Below are 22,635 nucleotides of genomic sequence, written 5' to 3' on the forward strand. Positions count from 1 at the left end.
ATGGCTACATTGAAGACAGTCACATCAGTCGCCGCACTTTCATTCTCCCTGGCAACCACGCAGGTGATGGCAGAAATGCAGACCGAAACCATTGAATACAAGATCGACGATCAGACGTTCACCGGCTACATGGCCTGGGACGATGAACTGGAAGGCAAGCGTCCCGGCGTGCTTGTGGTTCATGAATGGTGGGGCCACAACGACTTTGCCCGTGAGCAGGCAGAGAAACTGGCGGCCTCAGGCTACACGGCGTTTGCCCTGGACATGTACGGCAGCGGCAAGCTTGCCGAGCACCCGGATACCGCCCAGAAGTTCATGCAGGAGGCAACCCAGGACATCGAGCAGGTCAAGGCCCGGTTCCTGAAAGCCAAGTCCCTGCTGGCCGAGCATGAGAGTGTGGACAGCAGCCGCATTGCCGCCCAGGGCTACTGCTTCGGCGGAGCGGTGGTTTTGAACATGGCCCGACTGGGCGTTGATCTGGACGGCGTCGTCAGCTTCCACGGGGCCCTGGGCAGCCCACTTAAGGCGGAACCCGGCATGGTTAAGGCCCGGGTCCAGGTGTACACGGGCGGAGCGGACAAAATGGTTCCCTCCGAGCAGGTCGCTGGCCTTGTGCAGGAAATGCAGAATGCCGGTGTCGACCTGACGCTGGTCAGCTTCCCTGGAGTCCTGCATTCGTTCACCAACCCCGGCGCTGACAAGTTTGCCGAAGAATTCGGCATGCCGGTGGGATACAACGAGGATGCCGCCACCCGCTCCTGGCAGGGGACCATGCGGTTCTACGAAGAGATCTTCGCCCAATAACACACCTGCGCCTTCAGGCGTGGCCCGCTTCCAACCGGAAGCGGGTCAGTTCAGGGCTGATTCGATGGTGCCCCGGACGCCAGTCATCAGAGATTCGACCGACCGGTCGCGAGTGGCGACCGGTGGGTGGATGACGATCTCGATCCGACCGGGCGAGAAAGCCGCCTGCCCCTTGGGCAGCCGGTCATGGGAGCCCCGGATGGTGACCGGCAGAATAGGCAGCTGGCCATCTCTGGCAATGACGAAGCCGCCTTTCTTGAAGGGCAGCAGGTTGCCATCCCACGACCGCGTGCCTTCCGGGAAAATCAGAATTCCGGTGCCTTCCGGTAGTTGCGCCACCCCCCGCTTGATGCTTTCCAGCGCATCGCTGCCCCGGGAGCGATCGATGAACAGGTTGCGGGACGTCTCCAGCGCCAGCCCGAATAACGGCACCTTGCGCAATTCCTTCTTGATGACCCAGCGATATTGCAGCCCCAGCGCCAAAACCAGCGCTGGTGGATCGAAGTAGGAGGCATGGTTGCTCAGAATGACGTAACGCTGGCCGGGCTGGATATGCTCCCTGCCCCGGACCACCAGGCGAATGCCGCAGAGTTTCAGAATCGCCCAGGCGAATATCTGGGTGCCGTTAAAGGCGGCATCACCGCGCTTGCCCAACAGGGCCGCCACGACGATCGGCAAAAACAGGATAAGCGTGAGAACGGTGGCCCAGAAAAGAATCCAGATGGCCTTCAAGGTCTTGAGCATGAACGGGTCCTGACTGTCTCGACTTCCATTTTAACGAGCAACAGGGGCATAAAGATTACACACCAGGAAGAAAATCACAAAGCATGCAACCTCGTCCGGGGACCAGACACAAAAAAAGGCAGCCGAAGCTGCCTTTTTCAACGTTTGTCGCTTAATCCATCAGGGGATTAAAGAGCAACAACGTTCTCCGCCTGGGGACCTTTCTGGCCCTGGGTAACGGTGAACTCGACCTGCTGGCCTTCTGCCAGAGTCTTGAAACCGCTGCCCTGAATAGCGCTGTAGTGAACGAATACGTCCGGGCCGCCTTCACGAGTGATAAAGCCAAAGCCTTTTGCTTCGTTGAAGAACTTAACAGTACCGGTAGTAGTAGACATACTTAAACTTCCTGAAATCAATCATTTAATCTGCCGCCTCACACCTTCATGGTGCGGGCTGGCGTTTACGGAAATACAGAACTCGCGGAATCAAAAACAGGACGGTCACTACTAACTGCGGAGGTACGTCTTATTGATGAAATGCTTTACTGAATCTTTCCTACGAAAGTCACTCTACTCCTGAATTTCAGAATTGCCAAGTGGATTTTCAATAATTTAAGTAGGTAGTCTTACCCACTCTTGAGCGCCGGAAAGCGGCCTAGCCGCGGACTAATCCAAAGGTATAAATGCCGAATGCAGTCATCAACAGAGACCCGACAACGTGGGCCAGAATACCGGTAACGGCCATGGCCCATTTGCCTTCCTGGATGGCTGCAAACATTTCCAGTGAGAACGTGGAAAAGGTGGTGAGTGCACCGCAAAGGCCGGTGATGGCAAACAGGCGCCATTCCGGTGCCAGCGAGCTGCCGTGGCTGAAATAGCCGATGAGCAGGCCAATCAGCCAGCCGCCGCTCAGGTTGGCCACCAGGGTGCCGTAGGGAACGGCGTGGTAGGTGCTGTTGAGCCAGAGTCCCAGGGCCCAACGAAGATTGGCGCCAATGACGGCTCCGGCGCTTACTGCCAGTACTGAAAGCCACATCCGGTCTGACTCTCCCGATTCTGCTGAACGTGCCCCGCACCGATTCGGCACGGGTTCTCCGAGTATGCCGTTAATGCGCTATCAAGTTAAGGCTTTATAACCAGACACGAAAAAGGGGTGCCAAACCGGCACCCCTTTGCATTCGAATACGAAAGCCCCCGGTCAGGCCGGGTTATGGTCGATGACCGTATCCTTTTGGCGAGCGAATTCATCGAACGGGAAGTCGTCTACCGTGAGCATTTCCAGCACCACGGTTTCATACTGCCGCATGAAGTCCGCCTCTTCCTTGGTGTAGATCCCGGCTTCCAGCGCCGCTTCGAAGCGCTCTTCCGGATGCAGGGCGGTCATCGGCAGCTCGCCCTTGGCGTAGGCCTTGTTGACCTTGCGGTAAAGCTGCTCGGCCTTGTCGTAATCCTTCAGCAGGCCGTTGTATCGGGCCAGCGGATTCTCCACCGTGCCTTCGCCATCGGTCGTCCATACCCCGGAAATCAGCTTGTTGCGGATCGGGGTGTCCGTGGAAATGGCGCGAGCCAGTGTCCGGGACAAATCGTCGTGGGGAGCATCCCACCGGCGACCCAGCGGCATGGTAATGGCACGCAGGGCCATGGCCACTACCCTGTTTGGCAGGTTCTGGAGGAACTCGTCCAGAGCGTTTTCGGTACGGTACAGCAACAGCCCCAGGCTGTATTCCATGACCTCTCTCTCGCCTTCCACCGGCTGACTCTCGTGCCAGTTCTTCAGCACCATGGACGCCAGGTACAGATTGGAGAGCATGTCGCCCAGACGGGCCGATATCAGCTCACGCATTTTCAGCTCGCTGCCCAGCGTGGTCATGGCGGCATCCGAACAGAGTCCGAAGGCGGCACTGAAGCGGGCCACTGCCTGCGCATACCGGCGGCTGGCGCTATCGAATGGAACATCGGCGCGGCCCAGCCCCAGGGCTTGGGTGAAGGCCCGGGCGGCATTGCCGAAGATCAGGCCGGCGTGCCCGAAGAAGGCCTCATCGAAGGCCTTGATATCGTCATTATCCTTCGCCGCCAGCTCTTTCAGGACGTAAGGATGACAGCGAATGGCGCCCTGACCGAAGATCATCAGGCTGCGGGTCATGATGTTGGCACCTTCCACCGTGATGGACACCGCGGCGCCACTGAAACCAATGCCCAGGTAGTTACGCGGGCCAAGGGTTACGGTCTTGCCGCCATGCACATCCATCGCGTCGGTGAGCACACCGCGCTGGAATTCGGTGAGATGGTACTTGAGGATGGCCGACGGTACCGCCGGCTTCTCGCCCCGGTCGATCATGTTCGCGGTGTGATTGACCGCCGATTGGGCGATGTAAGTCTTGCCCACGATTCGGGCCAGCGGTTCCTGCACACCCTCCATGTCCGCCACCGGCGTATTGAACTGGCGGCGCACCCGGGTGAACCCACCCGCGGTGCCAGCGGCATAGGCCGCGGCACCGGCAGCGCCCGATGGCAGCGTGATGCAACGCCCGACCGAGAGACACTCAACCAGCATGCGCCAGCCCTGTCCGGCCATTTCCTGACCACCGATGATGTAATCCAGCGGGATGAACACGTTTTTGCCCTTGATCGGCCCGTTCAGGAACGGCGTGCCAATCGGACAATGGCGGCGACCGATTTCCATACCCTTGGTGTCACGGGGAATCAGGGCGCAGGTGATGCCGTAGTCTTTCTCGTCCCCCAGCAGGCCGTCGGGGTCGAACATACGGAAGGCCAGGCCGACCACGGTGGCAATCGGCGCCAGCGTGATCCAGCGCTTCTCGAAGTTGAGCTCAATGCCCACCACTTCCTTACCATCAATCTTGCGCTTGCAGACGATGCCGGTATCCGGGAGCGAGGTGGCGTCTGAGCCGGCCCGCGGACCGGTCAGGCCGAAACAGGGAATTTCGCGGCCGTCGGCCAGACGGGGCAGGTAATGCTTCTTCTGTTCCTCGGTACCGTATTTGACCAGCAGCTCGCCCGGACCGAGGGAATTCGGCACCCCGACCGAGACCATCAGCATCTCGTTGGCGGCCAGTTTCTGCAGCACTGCGGTCTGGGCCTTGGCGGAAAACTCCAGACCACCGTATTCCTTCGGGATGATCATGCCGAAGAAACCTTCTTTCTTCAGGAAATCCCAGAGTTCCTTGGGCAGGTCTGCGCGCTCGACGGCGAGATCCCAGGCGTTGCACATGGCGATGGCCTGGGTGCACTGATTGTCCACAAACGCCTGCTCTTCCTCAGTCAGGCCGGTATGGCGGTTGATCAGCAGGTTGTGCCAGTCCGGCTGGCCGGTGAACAACTCGCCGTCCCAACCGACGGTGCCGGCCTCAAGGGCGACCTTTTCCGTATCGGAAACCTTGGGCGCCACTTTCTTGAAGGTGGCGAAAATTTTCGGTGTCAGCCAACTCTGGCGGAAACCGGGCAAGCCCGCGGCGGCAGTGACACCGGCACCGACAAACAGAATCAGGGCGAGCCATCCGGAGGCAAAGATCAGGGACACCAGACCGACCCCAGCCATCACGCCAATTGCCGGCATGGCGCCGGATTCACGACGCATTACGGTCAACAGGCCGGCCAGCGCCACAATAAACAAAATGAAGGTCATCATAGGTTCTCTCAGTCATCCATGGTTCGGAAAGTTCTTAGACTAAAGTAGGTACGCCCACAGTACCGCATCAGATGAGAGCATAACAGCGCTCACCGTTGACTCAGTAATCCTGTTCACACCCCGACTTACGCGGTGACAATCACACGGATTCCCTCCAACGCCAGGGTGGCCCGGCCGATGGCCTCACGGGCCGATGCCAACTGACCTCGGAAAAAATCAATCTCTTCCTCACGGATCGCCGGATTCACCTGCTGCAGTGCCTCCAGCCGGCGGATTTCCGGCCCGAAGCTGGCCTCCAGCTGATCCAGCGCCTTCTGTTTCATGGGCTCCAGATGGGGCTCGGACAGGCGTTCGGCATGATCGACCATGGTCTCCACCTGGGGTCGTATCTGGGGCACGACGGCCTGGGCCGTCTTGCGGCGAATATTCGAACACAGGTCGTTCAGCCGGTCATGGGGTAACGCCGCCGACAACTCCTTGCCATTGACGTCCACCAGCAGGCGCAGGGGCGACACTGCCAGGTAGCGGGTTAACTGCAGGGATTCCGGCGCCGGACAGTGGACGGTAAACAGGGCTTCCATCAGGAGCGTTCCGGCCGGCAAAGCCTTGACCGACAGACTGGCAAGGGCGGCCTTGCCCAAGCCTGAGCTGGTGACCGAATCCATCACCCCGGTCACCATCGGATGCTCCCAACTCATGAACGCCAGGTCTTCCCGCTCCAGCGCCTGCTGCCGGCTCCAGGTCACAGTCACACCGTCTTCCGGCAATTCAGCCACGTGACCGGCATGGTAATGCTCGCCGGGACGCAATACGTCGGAATGATCGCTGTGGTCTTCCACATCCACACCGAGAATGTCGAAGGCCTCAATCATGTAGTCGCGAACCTGGGCCGAACTCTCTTCCGCTTCGATATCAACGATGAGCCGATCGGCCACATCCCGGCGGCAGGAGTTCCGTTCGATCAGGGCGTCGCGACCATTGTGAAGCAGGGTCCGCAGTCGGTTTGCTTCGTCTGCGGACTCGGCAACCAGGGACTCCAGTGCGTCCGCGCTGCCCCCGATGGCTTGCAGCCATTGGTCCTGGACCTTGTCCTGAACGGCAACACCGACGGCACAACTCTCGGCGAAGGCATTCAGGCCATCCTGGAACCAGCGATACTGGACTTCCTGGGCGGTGCCCTGCAGGTAGGGGATGTGAACATCGATGGCCTCGGTCTGGCCAATTCGGTCCAGGCGCCCGATGCGCTGTTCCAGCAGATCCGGGTTGCCCGGCAGGTCAAACAGCACCAGGTGGTGGGCAAACTGGAAGTTTCGCCCCTCGCTGCCGATTTCCGAGCAGATCAGCGCCTGCGCACCCTGCTCGCTGTCGGCAAAATAGGCGGCCGCGCGATCACGCTCCACAAGGTTGAGGTGTTCGTGGAACGCGGCACTGCGGATCCCCGCCCGCAGCTGCAGGTAATGTTCCAGTGCCATCGCAGTATCCGCGCGGGCACAGATCACCACCACCTTGGCCGGACGCAGGCTGACCAGCTTTTTCTCCAGCCAGGCAACTCGGGGGTCTTCCGCCAGCCACTGTTCTTCCGGCACCGACTGTTCTGGCGACAAGCCGTCGAGGCCCCAGGCAGTGTCGTCGTACATGGCCGGACAGGGCATGGCTTCCGGCAGCGGTCGCCGTTCCGGGAACCCGGCGATCGCAGCCCGGGTATTGCGGAACAGCACCCGGCCAGTGCCATGGCGGTCCAGCAACGCATCGATAATGGCCTGATGCGGGTCCTCACCCGCCAGCAACTGGTCCAGTTCCTCACCGAGCCAGTTCTGGAGCGCTTCGCGATCCTCGCCGGCGATCTCCGAGGGCTCGGCTTCCAGACGCCGCACGACTTTGTTGATGGCTTCGTAGTCCAGCTCTTCCTTCCTGAAGGTCTCCAGGTCGTGAAAACGCGCCGGATCGAGAAGCCGGAGGCGGGCAAAGTGACTGGCCACGCCCACCTGTTCCGGGGTCGCGGTCAGCAACAGCAAACCACGGCTGGCCGCCGACAATGCCTCGACGATGCGGTACTCGGTACTGGCCGCTTCGGGACTCCAGGCCAGGTGATGAGCCTCGTCCACGATCATCAGGTCCCAACCTGCGGCCAGGGCATCCTTCTGGGCCTGTTCGCTGCTCGCCAGGTAATCCAGGCTGCACAGTACCAACTGTTCTGTTTCGAACGGATTGACGGCGTCGTCATCACCAAAGATGTGGTTGACCAGCGAATCCACATCGTCTTCGTCTTCTTTCAGCGCGTCGTAACGTCCCTGATCAATGATGGAAAAGCGCAGATTGAAGCGCCGGAGCATCTCCACGAGCCATTGGTGCATCAGGGAGTCCGGCACCACGATCAGAGCCCGCTTGGCTCGGCCGGTATGCAGCTGGTAGTGAAGAATCAGACCCGCCTCAATGGTCTTGCCCAGCCCCACTTCGTCCGCCAGCAGAACCCGGGGCGCGTGCCGTTTGGCCACTTCGTGGGCAATGTAAATCTGGTGCGGCAGGTGCTGGGTTCGAGCGCCAATCAGACCCTGCGCCGGAGACGCCCGCAACCGGTCCATATGCTGCAGGGTGGCCACCCGCAGGCGGAAGGCGCCGTTGCGGTCAAACTGGCCGGCAAAAAGGCGCTGGTGCGGCGCCGAGAAGTTCACCGAACTGCTAAGCTTCACTTCGGAAATCTGGTGAATGTTCTCGCCGTCGTCGGCGTGGTACATCAATACGCCGCCAACGTCCTCAACCGCCCGAACCACATAGTGTTCGCCGTCAAAGGTCTGGATCGCCTCCCCGAGCTGGTAAATGATCCGCGACAGTGGTGCATTGTCGATGGCGTAGGTGCGCTCCTCGTCGGCCGCCGGAAACCCCAGTGTTACCCGACGGCCGGAGATATCCGTAACAATCCCCAGGCCCAGGGCAGTATCACTGTGGCTGACCCAACGTTGACCAATGACAAAATCCGACGTATCCAAGAAACCTCCAAACAGAATTATTTTCGGGTGGCGCCGTTTTCGCGCACCCAGTAGGCCGTTGCCCCGCAGACCGCCGCCGGCACCACCACAAGGTTAAGAACCGGCACCATGGCCGCCAGCGCTACCGGCAGGCCAAAACCAAAGGCCGAGAGCCGGGTATCGCCCAGCAGACCGCGCAAAGCCCTGAAGCTGACCTTGTGGTTGTCGGCGGGGTAATCAACGTATTGCAGGGCCATCATCCAGCTGTTGAACAGGAACCACAGCACCGCCGCAACCAGATTGACCACCGGGATCAGGCCAAGCACAAACAGGCCAATGGCCCGGGGCAGGTAATAAAGAATTTTTTGAACCTCGCGCCAGAGCGCCCGGGGGATGTCCTTGACGATTGCACTCCAGCTGTCATCGGTGCTGACTTCCTGGCCGGTCAGATGTTTTTCAGTCAATTCGGCCAGGTAACCGTAGAAGGGCGAGCCGATCAGGTTGGCGACGATCACGAAGCCGTAGGCCAACATCAACAGGATGACGGCGCCGTACAGCAGCCAGAACAGCCAGTCCAGGGCCTGCAGCCAGGCCCAGTCGGGCAGCCAGCCCATGGCAGCAGCGATCAGGCCGGCGAACAGTTCCGCCAGGAAATAGAACAGGAGACCGAACAGCAGGACGTTGATAACAAGCGGGATGATCACGAACAACCGCAGGCCAGGTTGCCGAATCAGACGGAAGCCCTCCCCCAGGTAGCCCAGTCCACGAAAAAAATTACCCTTGAGCATTCCGGCAGGCCCTCCGTTTCAATGACAGTGACGGGGCGCAAAGCATATCATGTTGGAAACGTTCCCACAGCCCGAGGCGTCCTACGGAAAATCCCCCATGGCACGATTGAAACACAGCGCTCTGGCCTTGTTGCACTGCCGTCCACTCTGGCGGACCGCTCTGTTGATTTCCGTGCTGGCCATCTTGTTCCTGGCAACCACCGCCAACCCCTATCCGGTCCCATCGTCCGCCAGCGACAAGGTCAATCATCTGATTGCCTTCGCCGAGCTGACCATCCTGACCCGGCTCGCCTGGCCGCAAGCCAAAGCCGTGTGGTTTGTGCCGCCGCTGCTGATCTTTGGTTTCGCCATCGAAGTCGTTCAGGCGACCCTGCCCTACCGGGACTTTTCGATGGCCGACCTGGCCGCCGATGGGGTGGGCATTCTGGTTGGGCTACTGCCTTGGCCGGGACTTCGCCGTGCCCGCAAAGCAGATTTGCGAAATTCGCCCGAACCCTTGTGAGATATTTCCTACAAAGGCGTGAGATCTTGCACCTATATCATGTACGTAACGGTGAGCAACCGTTCTTTAAAGTTTTATAACCGACTGTTACAGAACAGGTATCCCATCAGAATGCCCACAGACCGCGGGCCCCGACCGCGCAAAGTTCACACGATTGTAAAGCGCCGATTGCTATAGTGATCACATCAAGGATGACAGGGAAAAGGACGACGCATCGGAAGCACCCCGGCATGGAATGCAGGGAGAGGCATGGACACAGGGACGCCTCGCTTAAAGGATAATTATTCGGAAGGCTGGCTCGGATGCCGGCACCAGGGAGCGGCTCAGGGACTCGCAACAAGGTTGTTGCCACATGCGCACGGATGCGCCGACCTGTTTCGACAAAGGGCAGCCTTATGGTTGCCCTTTTCTTTTTCTAACCGGCAGTTACCTTTCCTCAGCCAGGTAGATACGAACCCGATTGAACTCCTCGAACTCATGTAGGTCGGGCCAGGTTCTTGCCTCAATGACCGTCTGCAGATCGTAGGCGGTGTCGCCCAGGTCCCGAACTCTCGAATCCGCCAGCAGTACCCTGGATGCCGACTCACGGAAGACGTTCAACAGCGGACGGTTTTCCGGATCGTAAAGGACGTCTGCGGCCGTCACGACGTCAAGGTCCGCCGGGCGTTTACGCCAGTCGTCACACAAAGTTAACGACACACCATTGAGGTCGGCATTGGCGGCGACAGCATCCAGAGCCGCTGGATCCAGGTCGCAGGCGATGACCTCCCGGGCACCCGCCAGGGCAGCGGCAACCGCCACCACGCCGGAACCGGAGCCAAAATCCAGAACCCGCTTATTCAATACCCATCCGGGATTGGCCAGAATCCAGCTCGCCAGAACCTGGCCGCTGGCCCAACAGAACGACCAATAAGCCGGCTCGGCCACCACCGCCTGGGCCTCGTCATGACTCAGCGGCCCCTCGAGGACCGACGGATCGAACAGATGCAGGGGAATCTCCGGACAGCCGGCAGGACGTGAAACCGCCACCCGTCCCCGGCTCAGGGTTTTTCGCAAATGCTCATCAAGGCGGTTGGTCGACATCCATTTTCTCCGTTGGTCGGCGCGCTGGAACGGGCGCTATTGTAGCGATCCTGCCCCCGGGAAACAGCGTCCGGCGAGCAGAAAAAAGCCAATTCCGCTATACTGCCGCCTCACTTCTGTTAACCGGTTAGACGCTGAAATGGCAACCAGACCCGACACCGACGACTACCTGTCCCTGTTCCTCAATGACGTCCCCCTGATGGACGTCCGGGCACCGGTGGAGTTTGCCCGGGGCAGCTTCCCCAACGCCGAGAATGCTCCATTGATGAACGACGAGGAGCGACACCGGGTCGGCATCTGCTACAAGGAAAAAGGCCAGGATCAGGCCATTGAACTGGGCCATCAACTCGTCGCCGGAGACATCAAGGCGCAGCGGATCGAAACCTGGAAGCGTTTTGCCGCCCAACACCCGGACGGCTACCTGTTCTGTTTTCGGGGCGGTCTGCGCTCGCGCCTGACCCAGTCGTGGATCAAGGAATCCGGCATCGACTACCCGCTGGTCAAGGGCGGCTACAAGGCGCTCCGACGGTTCCTGATCGACAGTCTCGAGGAACGGATCCGGGACAGTGAATTCCGGATTCTCAGCGGCCGGACCGGCACCGGAAAAACCCGGGTCCTGCAGCAACTGCCCAACCCGGTCGACCTCGAAGGGCTGGCCAACCACCGGGGCTCCAGCTTTGGCCGCCAGGTCAGCCCCCAACCCTCCCAGATCGATTTCGAGAATCGCCTGGCGGTGGCGATGCTCAAGGCACACCACATCAACGGCGGCCCGATATACCTGGAGGACGAGAGTCGGTTGGTCGGTCGCTGCGCGCTGCCAGAAACCTTGCGTGATCGCATGGCGGCAGCCCCTCTGATGGTTCTCGAACAACCCCTGGACCAGCGTATCGCCATCATTCGCGAAGACTATGTCGAGGGGATGTGTGCCGACTACACCCATCGGGATGGTGAGGAAGCTGGCTGGCTCAACTTCCGGGATTATCTGCTCAGCGCCCTCGACCGCATCCGCAAACGCCTCGGCGGCGAACGCCACAAACAGCTCAGGGCCCTGATGGAAATCGCGCTGGAGCGCCAACAGCAACACCAGGACCTGAGCGACCACGATGCCTGGATCCGGGCGCTGCTTGAGGACTATTACGATCCGATGTACGACTACCAGCTCAGCCAGAAACAGGGCCGAATTCTTGTCCGAGGAGGCCCCGAGGTCATTCTGGACTGGGCCAGACAGGCTCAACCTGCGTAATTTACATCGATCAAACTGTGCCTGTGTAACGCGCACGACTCACATGTCTGCTATAAACATGCCGGAACCGTGTTTTAAGGTTACGTTACAGAGCATTACCCTCTACTAAAAATACTAATGAGCAAGGAGTTCCTCTATGGAAGACCTTTTTGGAGCTGAAGGAAGTGCCTCAGAACTGATCGATCAGGCCATCAGCCTGACCATGGCCTACGCCCCCAAGGTCGTGCTGGCCATCGTGACACTGATCATCGGTCTGTGGTTGATCAAACGCTTTGTCGCGGTACTTGATGCCAAGCTTGGCAAGAAAGATCCGACCCTGAACAAGTTCCTGTGCGGACTTATCGGGGTGGTCCTGAAGATCCTCCTGCTGATTTCCGTGGCTTCCATGGTGGGCATCGCCACCACTTCCTTCGTGGCCATTATTGGTGCCGCGGGCCTGGCCATCGGCTTTGCTCTGCAGGGCAGCCTTGCCAACTTCGCGGGCGGGGTCCTGATTCTGATCTTCAAACCTTTCAAGGTGGGCGACACCATTGAGGCCCAGGGCTTCCTCGGCGCGGTCGATGAAATCAGCATCCTCTACACGATCGTCAACACCTTCGATAACCGTCGCATCGTGATTCCCAACGGCAGCCTGTCCAATGCCACGCTCGTCAACGTCAGCATCTACGACAAACGACGGTGCGACATGACCTTTGGCATCGGTTACGGCGATGACATCGACAAGGCCAAGGGCATCCTCAAGCGCCTGATGGAAGAAGACGAGCGCAGCCTGGTGGACCCGGCGCCCCGCATCTGCGTGGCCGGCCTGGGCGACAGCTCGGTGAACCTGATGTTCCGGGTCTGGGTACCGACCGATGACCTGTGGCCGTACTACTGGGAAATGCAGGAGAAGGTGAAAAAAGCCTTCGATGCAGAGGGCATCAGCATTCCCTTCCCACAGCGGGATGTGCACCTGTACAAAACCGAGTAACCACCGCGAACCGTTTCGCATTGATACAACCGGTTACTCGCAAACTGCACATCCTGAACTAAGCTGACGGTTAATGGCGGGGCTCAGGGAACCCGCCAGGCCGTCAGAGCCAGCCCCACCCAGAACAAAGGGCTCTGGAACGCTGTCATTGCTGGTAGGAGGTTGTCACTATGCCGGTACAGCAGTTGAAAGAATTTCTCGATGAGGCCGATGTGGAATACATGTGCCTCTCCCACCCGCCTGCCTTCACCGCCCAGGAACTCGCCCACCACGTCAAGATTGCCGGCGACCGTGTCGTCAAAACCGTCATCGTTGAACTGGACGGGAAAATGGCGATGCTGGTGATGCCCGCGACCTGGCGCATCCGCTGGGACCGATTGTCCCGGATTCTCGACACGGACTTCATTGACCTCGCCGATGAACGGGAATTCCAGGACCGGTTCCCGGACTGCGAGGTTGGTGCCATGCCGCCGTTCGGAAATCTGTTCGGCATGTCCGTCTATTGCAGTGAGGTTCTGACCGAGCAACCCGAACTGGCCTTCGCGGCCGGCAGCCACACCGAATCCGTGCACATGAAAACGAGCGACTTCCTGACCCTGGTTCAGCCCATGGTACTGAATCAGGGCTTTACCAAGCCCGGCGCCCAGAAACCGGCATGGCTGGCCAAGGGGCGGCGCCGGCCGGACGACGTCAAGGCGAGGGTTACGCGCGCCGCCGGTTACTGACGTTGAACCGGCCGACTTGATCCGGGTCGCTTGTCTGATCTGCGCCATCGCGTAAACTGTGGGCATCAGACAGGAACCCGATATGACACAAGCTTTTGATGTTGTTGTGGTCGGCGCCGGCATGGTCGGTGCCGCCCTTGCCACGGGCCTGGGCCGGGATGGGTTCAAGGTGGCCGTAATTGATCGTTCGTCCGCGCCCGACTTCGCCCCGGAAACGCCTCCGGATATCCGCGTGTCGGCGCTCAGCGCGGGCACGGAACGCTACCTCCAGGAACTCGGTGCCTGGAACCGTATCCTGTCCATGCGTGCGACGCCCTACCAGCGCCTGGCGGTCTGGGATGAAGCGCGCCACCCGCTGTCCAACCTGATGCCGCGAACACTGACCGAGGTGCAGTTTGATGCCGACGGGCTGAAGACGTCGCACCTGGGCCACATCGTGGAAAACTCGGTGACGCAACAGGCACTGTGGCAAAGCGCCGAGGCCGAGCCCGGGGTGACCATCATGGCCGGCCAAGGCGTCTCAACACTGACTCCGGGGGCGGAGTCGGTGACGATCACCCTGGAAGATCAACAGACCCTGGAAGCCAGATTGGTGGTTGGTGCCGATGGAGCCCAGTCGGCGATTCGCACCATGGCCGGCATCGGGGTCAGCCGCAACCAGTACAGCCAGCAGGCCATGGTAATTTCGGTGCGCTACCAGGGGCCGGTTGAAAACATTACCTGGCAGGGTTTCTATCCCAGTGGTCCCCGGGCCTTCCTGCCGCTGCACAGCGCAGAAGCCACCCACCCGGGGGAAAGCTGGGCGTCTCTGGTGTGGTATGACGCCCCCGAGCAACTGGCTCGGCTCAAGGGCCTGTCAGACGAGGCGCTGAGGCTGGAAATCCAGCGCGCCTTTCCGTCCCAGCTTCCGTTGCTCACCCACATTGAGGCACGGGCCAGTTTCCCCATCGCCCGCCAGCACGCCAAGCGGTATTTTTCCGGCCGGGTGGTTCTCGCCGGCGATTCCGCCCACACCATCAACCCGTTGGCTGGCCAAGGGGTCAACCTGGGGTTCCAGGACGCCCAGTGCCTGCAGGCTCTGCTCAAGGAGGCCAAGCGTGCCCACTGCGATCTGGCCGACCCACAGTGGCTTCGTAGCTATGAACACCAGCGCCGTCCAGCCAACCGGCGCATGATGATGACCATGGACCTGTTCTACCACCTGTTCAGCAACCGCACGCCGCCGCTGCACCTGTTGCGCAACCTGGGGCTCGGCGCGGCCAGAGCCCTGCCCTTCGCCCGCAACCAGGTGGCGCGTTACGCCATGGGCATTGATGACCGGTTGCCTGCGCCGCTGGCCCGGCTGACCGATCGGATTCCGGGGCTCAGACAGCTGTAGCGAACCCGCGACACAACACCATTTGCCACCACGAACCAGGAGCCACCATGTCAGAGACCATTTTTACCAAGATCATCAACCGGGAGATTCCCGCCGATATTGTCTACGAGGACGACGTCAGTCTTGCGTTTCGTGACATCAACCCCCAGGCACCGGTGCACCTGCTGGTCATCCCGAAAAAAGAGATTGCCAGCATCAATGACATTGAGGAAGGCGACCGGGAGCTGGTCGGGCACCTCTACTGGGTGGCCAGCAAGCTGGCGAAAGAGATGGGTTTTGCCGAGGACGGCTATCGCACCGTGATGAACTGCGGAGAAAACGCAGGGCAGACGGTGTTTCACATCCATCTGCACCTGCTGGCTGGCAAGCCTTTTGGTTGGCCACCCTACACGGACCGGATGAAACAGGCCTGAGCAGAGCGGCCGTTCAGGTGGGGCTAGCGCCCCACCACGCGTTCGGCTTCCTCAACCGGTGTATGGCGCACGTCCTCGCCCTTCACCATGAAGATCACGTTCTCGGCGATGTTGCAGGCGTGATCACCGACCCGCTCCAGGGCCCGCAGAACCCACATCACCGACATGCAGCGTGAGATGTTCCGGGTATCTTCCATCATGAAGGTAAGCAGGGTCCGGGCGGCCGCCTGGTATTCTTCGTCCACCCGCTTGTCTTCCTTCATGATCCGCAACGCCTGTTCGGAGTCCAGCCGGGCAAAGGCGTCGAGGGCATCGTGCAGCATGCTCAGCACGTGCGTGCCAATGTGGCGTACTTCCACGTAACCTCGTGGCGCCTGCCCCTCTTCCGCCAGCTTGATGGCCAGTTTGGCGATTTTCTTGGCTTCATCCCCGACCCGCTCCAGGTCCGCGACCATCTTGATCACGGAAATCACCAGGCGCAGGTCCCGGGCCGTGGGCTGACGACGGGCAATGATGAGGGTTGCTTCCTCGTCAATGTCGATCTCCATCTGGTCGACGCGCTTGTCCTTGGCCCGAATTTCCTCGGCGAGGTGGCCATCCCCGTCCATCAGCGCCTGAACGGCGTTCTCGACCTGGGACTCGACCATCCCGCCCATTTTCAGGAACTCAGTCTTAAGATCCATCAGTTCATCATTGAACTTGTGGGAAATATGATCCCCGTAAACATCGTCCTTCTTTGTAGGCATACTCTGCTTCTCCAATGTTCCCGGCGACGGAATCAGCCGAAACGACCTGTGATGTAGGATTCGGTCAGTTCGTGTTCCGGCGAGGTAAATACTTTGTTGGTTTCGTTGACTTCCACCAGATGGCCCAGGTGGAAGTAGGCCGTGCGGTGGGATACCCGAGCCGCCTGCTGCATCGAGTGGGTCACGATCACGATGGTGTAGCTCTCGGACAGCTCGGCAATCAGCTCTTCCACCTTGGCGGTGGCGATCGGGTCCAGCGCTGAACAGGGCTCGTCCATCAGCACCACTTCCGGGCTCACGGCAATGGCGCGGGCGATGCACAGGCGCTGCTGCTGGCCACCGGACATGCCGGTGGCGGTGGCGTCCAGGCGATCTTTCACCTCGTCCCAAAGGCCGGCCTTGCGAAGGCTGTTCTCGACGATCTCATCCAGATCGGACTTGCGATTGGCGAGCCCGTGGATGCGCGGGCCGTAGGCCACGTTGTCGTAGATCGATTTCGGGAACGGGTTGGGCTTCTGGAACACCATGCCCACCCGGGCACGGAGCTCCACCACATCGCGCTTGGAATCGTAGATGTCCTGGTCGTCCAGCTGCAGCGAACCCTTGACCCGGCAAATGTCGATGCTGTCGTTCATCCGGTTCAGGCAGCGCAGAAACGTGGACTTGCCGCAGCCGGAGGGACCGATGAAGGCAATCACCTCGTTTCGGGCGATGTCCAGACTGATCTTCTTGATCGCCCGGCTCTCGCCGTAGAACACCTCGACGTCACGAAGCTTGAACTTGGCGTCGTCGGAATACGGTTTGCCGACGGTCTTGCCTTCCTCGATAACGGTATCGGTCGGTTTACTCTCCGGAACCGGTACGTTCGCCTCATCCTGCGGGGACGCTTCACTGGCAATGCTTGAATTCATGGTATTCATCTTGATTCTCCTTACCACCGGCGCTCGAGGCGTTTACGCATCCAGATGGCCAATGCATTCATACTGATCAGGAAGGCCAGCAGCACCATAATGGCGGCTGACGCACGTTCGATAAAGGCCAGTTCGGGGCTACCCGCCCACAGGAAAACCTGAACCGGCAGCACGGTCGCGGAATCAAAGAATCCGTCGGGTACATCAACAATGAACGCCACCATGCCGATAAGCAGCAGCGGCGCGGTTTCGCCGAGTGCCTGGGCCATGCCGATGATCGAGCCGGTCAGCATGCCCGGCATGGCCAGCGGCAGCACATGGTGCAGAACCACCTGCATCTTGGACGCGCCAATGCCCTCGGCCGCCTCCCGGATGGAGGGTGGCACGCTCTTGATGGCAGCCCGGCTGGAAATGATGATGGTCGGCAGCGTCATCAGGGTCAGCACCAGACCACCGACGACCGGCACCGACCGCGGCATGCCGAACAGGTTGATGAAAACCGCCAGGCCCAACAGACCAAAGATGATGGAGGGCACCGCGGCCAGGTTGTTGATATTCACCTCAATGAAATCGGTGAACTTGTTCTGGGGCGCAAACTCCTCCAGGTAGATCGCCGCCGCAACACCGATCGGGAAGGACAGGACCAGCGTGACGAACATGGTCAGCAGTGAACCGACGATCGCGCCCAGGATCCCGGCCTTGGACGGATCCCGGGAATCGCCACCACTGAAGAACACATCGTTGAAGCCGGTTTCAATCACCCCGCGCTCAAGCAGTTCATCCACCCAGGCTTTCTGCTGCTCGTCGAGCTTGATCGAATACCCCTCATCACCGGCATGCTTTACATACACGTCCACATCCGTATGGGACAGGAAGGTCATGGTCCGGGTGGTGTTCAGCCAATCCGGGTTCTGTTTGAGGGCGTCCCTGAGGGTCACCGAGGCATAGGGATTGATCAGGCCACGGACCTCGTCACGATCTTCCTCGGTGGCACCGGGAATCTCCTGAATCAGGGCCTGGACCAGCGGCTCGACGAAATCCGCCATCTTGAGCTGGCGACTGTCGGTCGGATCGTCCAGGTACATCATCTCACCATCGAGGTTCACCTCCAGGGTGATGGACGTTTTCATGAACCCGGTGTAGCCCTTACCGATGATGTCGGTGAACAGGATCACCAGGGCCGACAGGGCAATACCGATGGCCAGAATCCCGTAGGCCCGGAAGCGGCGCTCCTTGCGATACCGGCGTTTGAGCGACTGGCGGACGATCTCCGCCTGTGAACGTTGATCAGTCATACTGTTCCCGATATTTACGCACGATTTTCAGGGCAATTACGTTAAGCAACAGGGTAGCCAGGAAGAGCATGGCACCCAGGGCGAAGGCAGCCAGGGTCTTGGCGCTGTCGAATTCCTGGTCACCGGTCAGCAGGGTTACGATCTGCACCGTTACGGTGGTGACCGTCTCCAGCGGGTTGGCGGTCAGGTTGGCCGCGAGCCCTGCGGCCATGACCACGATCATGGTCTCGCCGATCGCCCGGGACACCGCCAGCAGAATACCGCCCATGATGCCCGGCAACGCCGCCGGGAAAATGACCTTCTTCATGGTCTCCGACTGGGTCGCCCCAAGGGCGAGCGAGCCATCCCGAAGCGACTGGGGCACGGCATTGATGACATCGTCCGACAGCGAGGACACAAACGGGATGATCATGATGCCCATGACGCCGCCGGCGGCCAGCGCACTCTGCGATGACGCGTCAATCCCGAGAGAGTCGGCCAGATCACTGATAAACGGTGCAACGGTCAGCGCCGCGAAGAAGCCATAAACCACCGTTGGAATCCCGGCCAGCATCTCGAGCAGCGGCTTCACCACCCCACGAACCTTCCGGTTGGCGTATTCCGACAGGTAAATTGCCGATAGCAGACCCACAGGCACCGCCACCACCATGGCAATGGCGGAGATCAGCAGGGTGCCGGTGAACAGCGGGATCATGCCGAAGGCGCCCTCGGCCGCCACCTGGTCGGCACGCAATGCCGTTTGCGGGCTCCATTGGGAGCCAAAGAAAAATTCGAGGAAAGGCACCTTCCCGAAGAAACGGAAGGTCTCGAAGGCGACCGAGAAAATGATGCCAACGGTGGTCAGGATGGCGAGGGCAGCGCAGGCAAAGAACAGCCATTTCAAAATGGCCTCAACCTGCGACCGGGCGTTGAGCCGGGGGCGGATCCGCAGCCAGCCCAGAAAGCCGGCGAGCACGGCCACGGCGACCACGAGCACCGACATCAGCATTCGGCTCTGGGCCCGCAGAGCCTGCAGCCGTTCGGCCGCTTCCGCGATGGGCGCCTCGACAAATCCCGCAGGCAGCGCACCACTGGCCACGTTGCTGATTTTACTGAGCAGCAGGCTGGCCTGCCCCTCAGACTGGGGGGCCAACTCCGGCGGCAGCCCTCCTATGACGATCAGTTGGATAACCTTGCCCTGGAAAGCGGCCCAGAGTCCCAGCACGATGAGCGCCGGGATGCCGCTCCAAAGCGCCGCCCGGGCACCGTAATAGAATGGCAGGGACTTGAGATGACGGATACCGCCCAGTGGCATGGCCAATGACCGGGACCGTGCATACCCGAAGCCATACGCCAGTACGGCAAGCACCAGGGTGAGCAGAAATAAATTAGCCGGTTGCATGAATAATCCTGTCTACGACTTCAAGTAGGCGCCCAGTTTACAGATTGAAACGGTCCATGGCACCGGATGGTATTCCTAAACGTGCGAAAGGGCGCGGGCCCAATCGAGGACCCGCACCCTTGTTTGTCCCGAATCTTTCGGGTTACTTCAGCTCTTCCAGAGCCAGGTTCGGCATGTTCTCTGCCTTGTCCATCAGGTTCATCAGCTGGTCACGCGGCGGCACGATCAGGCCAACGTTCTTCAGGTAGCCATTCTGACCCATGGCGGCGTTGCTGGTGAACTCGTCCACGTATTCCTGAATACCGGGAATAACGCCAACGTGTGCTTTCTTCACGTAGAAGAACAGGGAGCGGGCGACCGGGTACTCATCCGCGGCGATGCCTTCGGCGGTCGGCACCATGCCGTTCAGGGTGGCGGCCTGCAGACGGTCCGCATTCTCTTCCAGGAAGCTGTAACCGAACACACCGTACATGTCGGTGTCGCCGATCAGCTTCTGAACGATCAGGTTGTCGTTCTCGCCCGCCTCGATGAAGGCGCCGTCTTCACGCACACTTTCACAGATCGCGCCGTGCTGGTCTTCGCCCAGGCTTGCCGCTTCCGGCAGCTCGTCACAACCTGCGGCCAGGGCCAGCTCGTTGAACGAATCACGGGTGCCGGAGGTCGGGGGCGGCCCCATCACACGGATCGGCTTGTTCGGCAGGCTGGAATCCACGTCGCTCCAATTCTTGTTCGGGTTGGCCACCCACTCGCCGTCGACCGGCACCTTGGAACCCAGGGCCAGGAACAGCTGCTTGAGGGTGATTTCCAGGTTCTCGGCGTCCTTTGAGCTGGCAATGACAATGCCGTCGGAACCGATACGGAATTCGGTGATGTCGGTTACGCCATTCTTCTGGCACAGCTCGTACTCAGACGCCTTCATTCGACGTGACGCGTTGGTGATGTCCGGGTGCTGGGTGCCAATGCCCTGACAGAACAGCTTCATGCCGCCGCCGGAACCCGTGGATTCCAGCTTTGGGGTGTTGAAATCGGTTTTGGTACCGAAGCGCTCGGCAACCACGGTTGCAAACGGGTAAACCGTGGAAGAACCCACGATACTGATAGTGTCGCGGGCCATGGCCGGTGCAGACATGGCGGCGACGGAGCCGGCCAGTGCAACAGTTGCGAGTGCTTTGTTCAGTTTAATCACGTTGAGTCTCCATTAATCGGTTGGACTTAGAGTGTGTATCTGTTTTACCGATGAGTGCAGAGTAATTGGACTCTGTGACAACTTTGTTACAGCTTCTGAAATATAGTCGCGATAACGTAAATCTGCTTGCAGCAACGCCAAAGCCCGTTAACATGCGGGGTAAAACAATTCCAGATGTCCGAACAAGGCAGGCTCCATGACGGCACTAGACGATAACAAACCGACTCCTCGAGGGGAGTTGACGCTCCAGATCGTTCCCCTTCCCTCCGACACCAACCCGAATGGCGACGTCTTTGCTGGCTGGCTGGTCAAGCAGATGGACATCGCGGCCGCCACCATGGCAGGACGCATTTCGCTGGGACGCAACGCCACCGTCGCCATGGATCGGATGGAGTTTCTGTCGCCGCTGCGCGTTGGTTCTCAGGTTGGCTGTTACTGCGAACTCGTGGACATTGGCCGCAGTTCAATGAAGATCAGCGTGGAGGTATGGACACTGGATCGAACCGCGAAGAACCCGCGCAAGGTGACCGAGGGGCTGTTTGTGTACGTCGCCATTGATGAGCACGGCCGCATCCGCGAGGTCCCCGAACAAAGCCGGTGACTGCCGGCCATGCCGGCAAACCGTGACGCCGCGGTTATGAACCGGCCGAAGCGGGGCGCGCCCGGGCCAGGGACCACAAACCGAGCACCGGCCCGGGAACCAGCAACAGCACAACCCAGACGCCAAGCTGCCCCCACAGGCCACTGGTCAGCCAGATGGCCGGTAACGTCAGGCCAAATCCGACCGCATTCATGACCGCGAGAGACGAGCCCACGGATTCCCGCGGCGCAGTCGCAGCCGCGAGCGCCGAGAATTGCGGCGAATCGGCAATCACCGCAACCCCCCAGATGAGCAGCAGTACCATCAGAATTTCCGGCGCCAACCCGCTCAGCCACGGGTAGAGCAGGCAGACGCTGCCGGACAGCATGAGCGCACGCCGGGCTACCCACTCACTGCCTTTGGTGCGGCTCAGCCGGCCACCACCAATACACCCGGCCGCGCCGATGCCGATCACGGCAAACGCGAACCAGGGGATCAGGCTGGCGTCCTGTCCCAGCCGGGCCAGCTCACGCCCTATCAGAAGCGGCGTGAGGGTCCAGAACGCATAGAGTTCCCACATATGGCCAAAATACCCACCGGCGACCGCCCGGAACCGGGGTATGCGCAACGCCGCCAGGCCCTGACTCAGGGGCAGTGGGCCATTGCTTTTCGGCAGGTGCGGACCGTCACCCAGTAAAAACACCAGCACGCCCCCGGCCAGTGCCAGTACGGATGCCACCAGTAACGGCCACTCCCAGGGCATGCCGAAGGTGGCGCCCCGCATCAGATGGGGCAACGCCGTACCCAGAGTAAGCATGCCGACCAGCCAGGCCAGCGCCGCACCTGCGTATTTCGGAGTCCAGGCAATCACCATTTTCATGCCCAGGGGATAGATGCCAGCCAGGCACAGTCCGGTGGCGAATCGAAGGAGAAAATCCAGTGGTGGCGAACCGGCGGCGAACACAAATCCACCATTGACAAGGGCACCCAGCAGACTCGACAACGCAAAGATCCGGCTCGCGCCGAACCGGTCTGCCAGGCCTGTCACTGCAATGGTCAGCGTGCCCGCGATAAAGCCCGCCTGAACCGCCAGCGTCAGCCGGCCCAGATCGGATTCGGTCAGCCCCAACTCCGCCGACAGTGACAGCCAGACGCCATTGATGCTGAACCAGAGCGACGTGCCGAACAGCTGGGCCAGGACAATGACAGGCAAGGGAAAACGTCTGAGCAGGTCGATCATTGTTGTTGTCTTTTATGCGAGCGATGGGGCAAGCCTAGCCTCGGGAGGCCTGC

The 22,635-nt window shown here is 60.2% G+C and carries 21 protein-coding genes; 8 read left to right on the forward strand and 13 right to left on the reverse strand.

Features of this window, described 5'->3' with window-relative positions; genetic code table 11:
- Positions 1-804: a dienelactone hydrolase family protein gene (locus tag KXD86_RS09660; protein ID WP_218635812.1), complete on the forward strand. Its 804-nt coding sequence runs from the start codon at positions 1-3 to the stop codon at positions 802-804.
- Positions 805-849: 45 nt separating this feature from the next.
- On the opposite strand, the gene KXD86_RS09665 is transcribed toward KXD86_RS09660, so the two are convergent.
- The 6 genes from KXD86_RS09665 to cysZ form a co-directional block, all read right to left on the reverse strand.
- Positions 850-1,548, reverse strand: a complete 699-nt coding sequence (locus KXD86_RS09665; protein WP_218635813.1) for a lysophospholipid acyltransferase family protein — start codon at positions 1,546-1,548, stop codon at positions 850-852.
- A gap of 167 nt (positions 1,549-1,715) precedes the next feature.
- On the reverse strand, positions 1,716-1,922 hold the full coding sequence (locus KXD86_RS09670; RefSeq protein WP_008172950.1) for a cold-shock protein: 207 nt from the start codon (positions 1,920-1,922) through the stop codon (positions 1,716-1,718).
- 259 nt (positions 1,923-2,181) lie between these two features.
- On the reverse strand, positions 2,182-2,562 hold the full coding sequence (crcB, locus tag KXD86_RS09675; protein WP_218635814.1) for a fluoride efflux transporter CrcB: 381 nt from the start codon (positions 2,560-2,562) through the stop codon (positions 2,182-2,184).
- A gap of 162 nt (positions 2,563-2,724) precedes the next feature.
- On the reverse strand, positions 2,725-5,172 hold the full coding sequence (locus KXD86_RS09680) for an acyl-CoA dehydrogenase (protein ID WP_228739520.1): 2,448 nt from the start codon (positions 5,170-5,172) through the stop codon (positions 2,725-2,727).
- Between the two features lie 128 nt (positions 5,173-5,300).
- Positions 5,301-8,162: an RNA polymerase-associated protein RapA gene (rapA, locus tag KXD86_RS09685; protein WP_218635816.1), complete on the reverse strand. Its 2,862-nt coding sequence runs from the start codon at positions 8,160-8,162 to the stop codon at positions 5,301-5,303.
- 17 nt (positions 8,163-8,179) lie between these two features.
- Entirely contained in the window at positions 8,180-8,929 is a 750-nt protein-coding gene (gene cysZ / locus KXD86_RS09690) for a sulfate transporter CysZ (RefSeq protein WP_218635817.1), read from the reverse strand.
- A gap of 97 nt (positions 8,930-9,026) precedes the next feature.
- Here cysZ and KXD86_RS09695 point away from each other — a divergent pair, with 97 nt between their 5' ends.
- Positions 9,027-9,431: a VanZ family protein gene (locus tag KXD86_RS09695; RefSeq protein ID WP_218635818.1), complete on the forward strand. Its 405-nt coding sequence runs from the start codon at positions 9,027-9,029 to the stop codon at positions 9,429-9,431.
- Positions 9,432-9,857: 426 nt separating this feature from the next.
- Here KXD86_RS09695 and KXD86_RS09700 read toward each other — a convergent pair whose 3' ends face one another.
- Positions 9,858-10,514, reverse strand: coding sequence for a 50S ribosomal protein L11 methyltransferase (locus KXD86_RS09700; protein WP_218635819.1), 657 nt, complete (start codon positions 10,512-10,514; stop codon positions 9,858-9,860).
- A gap of 139 nt (positions 10,515-10,653) precedes the next feature.
- Between KXD86_RS09700 and mnmH the strand changes: the two genes are divergently transcribed.
- The 5 genes from mnmH (at position 10,654) to KXD86_RS09725 (ending at position 15,243) form a co-directional block, all read left to right on the forward strand.
- Complete coding sequence (gene mnmH, locus KXD86_RS09705) at positions 10,654-11,757, forward strand: tRNA 2-selenouridine(34) synthase MnmH (protein ID WP_218635820.1); 1,104 nt, start codon at positions 10,654-10,656, stop codon at positions 11,755-11,757.
- 136 nt (positions 11,758-11,893) lie between these two features.
- Complete coding sequence (locus KXD86_RS09710; RefSeq protein WP_218635821.1) at positions 11,894-12,727, forward strand: mechanosensitive ion channel family protein; 834 nt, start codon at positions 11,894-11,896, stop codon at positions 12,725-12,727.
- A gap of 170 nt (positions 12,728-12,897) precedes the next feature.
- The gene (locus KXD86_RS09715) at positions 12,898-13,452 is read left to right on the forward strand and encodes an aminoacyl-tRNA deacylase (RefSeq protein ID WP_218635822.1); all 555 of its coding nucleotides are present in this window, start codon (positions 12,898-12,900) and stop codon (positions 13,450-13,452) included.
- An 82-nt stretch (positions 13,453-13,534) separates the two neighbouring features.
- Positions 13,535-14,830 carry a UbiH/UbiF/VisC/COQ6 family ubiquinone biosynthesis hydroxylase gene (locus KXD86_RS09720; protein WP_218635823.1) on the forward strand — a complete coding sequence of 432 codons (1,296 nt, stop codon included), beginning with the start codon at positions 13,535-13,537 and terminating at the stop codon, positions 14,828-14,830.
- A 47-nt stretch (positions 14,831-14,877) separates the two neighbouring features.
- On the forward strand, positions 14,878-15,243 hold the full coding sequence (locus KXD86_RS09725) for a histidine triad nucleotide-binding protein (RefSeq protein WP_218635824.1): 366 nt from the start codon (positions 14,878-14,880) through the stop codon (positions 15,241-15,243).
- Between the two features lie 23 nt (positions 15,244-15,266).
- Here KXD86_RS09725 and phoU read toward each other — a convergent pair whose 3' ends face one another.
- The 5 genes from phoU to KXD86_RS09750 form a co-directional block, all read right to left on the reverse strand.
- Entirely contained in the window at positions 15,267-15,989 is a 723-nt protein-coding gene (gene phoU / locus KXD86_RS09730) for a phosphate signaling complex protein PhoU (RefSeq protein WP_218635825.1), read from the reverse strand.
- Between the two features lie 32 nt (positions 15,990-16,021).
- Complete coding sequence (pstB, locus tag KXD86_RS09735; RefSeq protein ID WP_218635826.1) at positions 16,022-16,909, reverse strand: phosphate ABC transporter ATP-binding protein PstB; 888 nt, start codon at positions 16,907-16,909, stop codon at positions 16,022-16,024.
- Positions 16,910-16,920: 11 nt separating this feature from the next.
- Positions 16,921-18,195, reverse strand: coding sequence for a phosphate ABC transporter permease PstA (pstA, locus tag KXD86_RS09740; RefSeq protein WP_218635827.1), 1,275 nt, complete (start codon positions 18,193-18,195; stop codon positions 16,921-16,923).
- On the reverse strand, positions 18,188-19,576 hold the full coding sequence (gene pstC / locus KXD86_RS09745; RefSeq protein ID WP_218635828.1) for a phosphate ABC transporter permease subunit PstC: 1,389 nt from the start codon (positions 19,574-19,576) through the stop codon (positions 18,188-18,190). Before pstC ends, pstA begins: the two co-directional genes overlap by 8 nt.
- Before the next feature lie 142 nt (positions 19,577-19,718).
- Positions 19,719-20,762, reverse strand: coding sequence for a substrate-binding domain-containing protein (locus KXD86_RS09750; protein ID WP_218635829.1), 1,044 nt, complete (start codon positions 20,760-20,762; stop codon positions 19,719-19,721).
- Positions 20,763-20,958: 196 nt separating this feature from the next.
- Here KXD86_RS09750 and KXD86_RS09755 point away from each other — a divergent pair, with 196 nt between their 5' ends.
- On the forward strand, positions 20,959-21,363 hold the full coding sequence (locus tag KXD86_RS09755) for an acyl-CoA thioesterase (RefSeq protein ID WP_218635830.1): 405 nt from the start codon (positions 20,959-20,961) through the stop codon (positions 21,361-21,363).
- 34 nt (positions 21,364-21,397) lie between these two features.
- Here KXD86_RS09755 and KXD86_RS09760 read toward each other — a convergent pair whose 3' ends face one another.
- Positions 21,398-22,582: an MFS transporter gene (locus KXD86_RS09760; RefSeq protein ID WP_218635831.1), complete on the reverse strand. Its 1,185-nt coding sequence runs from the start codon at positions 22,580-22,582 to the stop codon at positions 21,398-21,400.
- Positions 22,583-22,635 lie beyond the last annotated feature (53 nt).

Source organism: Marinobacter arenosus (assembly GCF_019264345.1).
Taxonomy (GTDB): Bacteria; Pseudomonadota; Gammaproteobacteria; order Pseudomonadales; family Oleiphilaceae; genus Marinobacter; species Marinobacter arenosus.

Coding starts and splice junctions, on each gene's coding strand:
- KXD86_RS09660 (WP_218635812.1), top strand. CDS start 1: ATGGCTACATTGAAGACAGTCACATCAGTCGCCGCACTTTCATTCTCC.
- KXD86_RS09665 (WP_218635813.1), bottom strand. CDS start 1,548: ATGCTCAAGACCTTGAAGGCCATCTGGATTCTTTTCTGGGCCACCGTT.
- KXD86_RS09670 (WP_008172950.1), bottom strand. CDS start 1,922: ATGTCTACTACTACCGGTACTGTTAAGTTCTTCAACGAAGCAAAAGGC.
- crcB (WP_218635814.1), bottom strand. CDS start 2,562: ATGTGGCTTTCAGTACTGGCAGTAAGCGCCGGAGCCGTCATTGGCGCC.
- KXD86_RS09680 (WP_228739520.1), bottom strand. CDS start 5,172: ATGACCTTCATTTTGTTTATTGTGGCGCTGGCCGGCCTGTTGACCGTA.
- cysZ (WP_218635817.1), bottom strand. CDS start 8,929: ATGCTCAAGGGTAATTTTTTTCGTGGACTGGGCTACCTGGGGGAGGGC.
- KXD86_RS09695 (WP_218635818.1), top strand. CDS start 9,027: ATGGCACGATTGAAACACAGCGCTCTGGCCTTGTTGCACTGCCGTCCA.
- KXD86_RS09700 (WP_218635819.1), bottom strand. CDS start 10,514: ATGTCGACCAACCGCCTTGATGAGCATTTGCGAAAAACCCTGAGCCGG.
- mnmH (WP_218635820.1), top strand. CDS start 10,654: ATGGCAACCAGACCCGACACCGACGACTACCTGTCCCTGTTCCTCAAT.
- KXD86_RS09710 (WP_218635821.1), top strand. CDS start 11,894: ATGGAAGACCTTTTTGGAGCTGAAGGAAGTGCCTCAGAACTGATCGAT.
- KXD86_RS09715 (WP_218635822.1), top strand. CDS start 12,898: ATGCCGGTACAGCAGTTGAAAGAATTTCTCGATGAGGCCGATGTGGAA.
- KXD86_RS09720 (WP_218635823.1), top strand. CDS start 13,535: ATGACACAAGCTTTTGATGTTGTTGTGGTCGGCGCCGGCATGGTCGGT.
- KXD86_RS09725 (WP_218635824.1), top strand. CDS start 14,878: ATGTCAGAGACCATTTTTACCAAGATCATCAACCGGGAGATTCCCGCC.
- phoU (WP_218635825.1), bottom strand. CDS start 15,989: ATGCCTACAAAGAAGGACGATGTTTACGGGGATCATATTTCCCACAAG.
- pstB (WP_218635826.1), bottom strand. CDS start 16,909: ATGAATACCATGAATTCAAGCATTGCCAGTGAAGCGTCCCCGCAGGAT.
- pstA (WP_218635827.1), bottom strand. CDS start 18,195: ATGACTGATCAACGTTCACAGGCGGAGATCGTCCGCCAGTCGCTCAAA.
- pstC (WP_218635828.1), bottom strand. CDS start 19,576: ATGCAACCGGCTAATTTATTTCTGCTCACCCTGGTGCTTGCCGTACTG.
- KXD86_RS09755 (WP_218635830.1), top strand. CDS start 20,959: ATGACGGCACTAGACGATAACAAACCGACTCCTCGAGGGGAGTTGACG.
- KXD86_RS09760 (WP_218635831.1), bottom strand. CDS start 22,582: ATGATCGACCTGCTCAGACGTTTTCCCTTGCCTGTCATTGTCCTGGCC.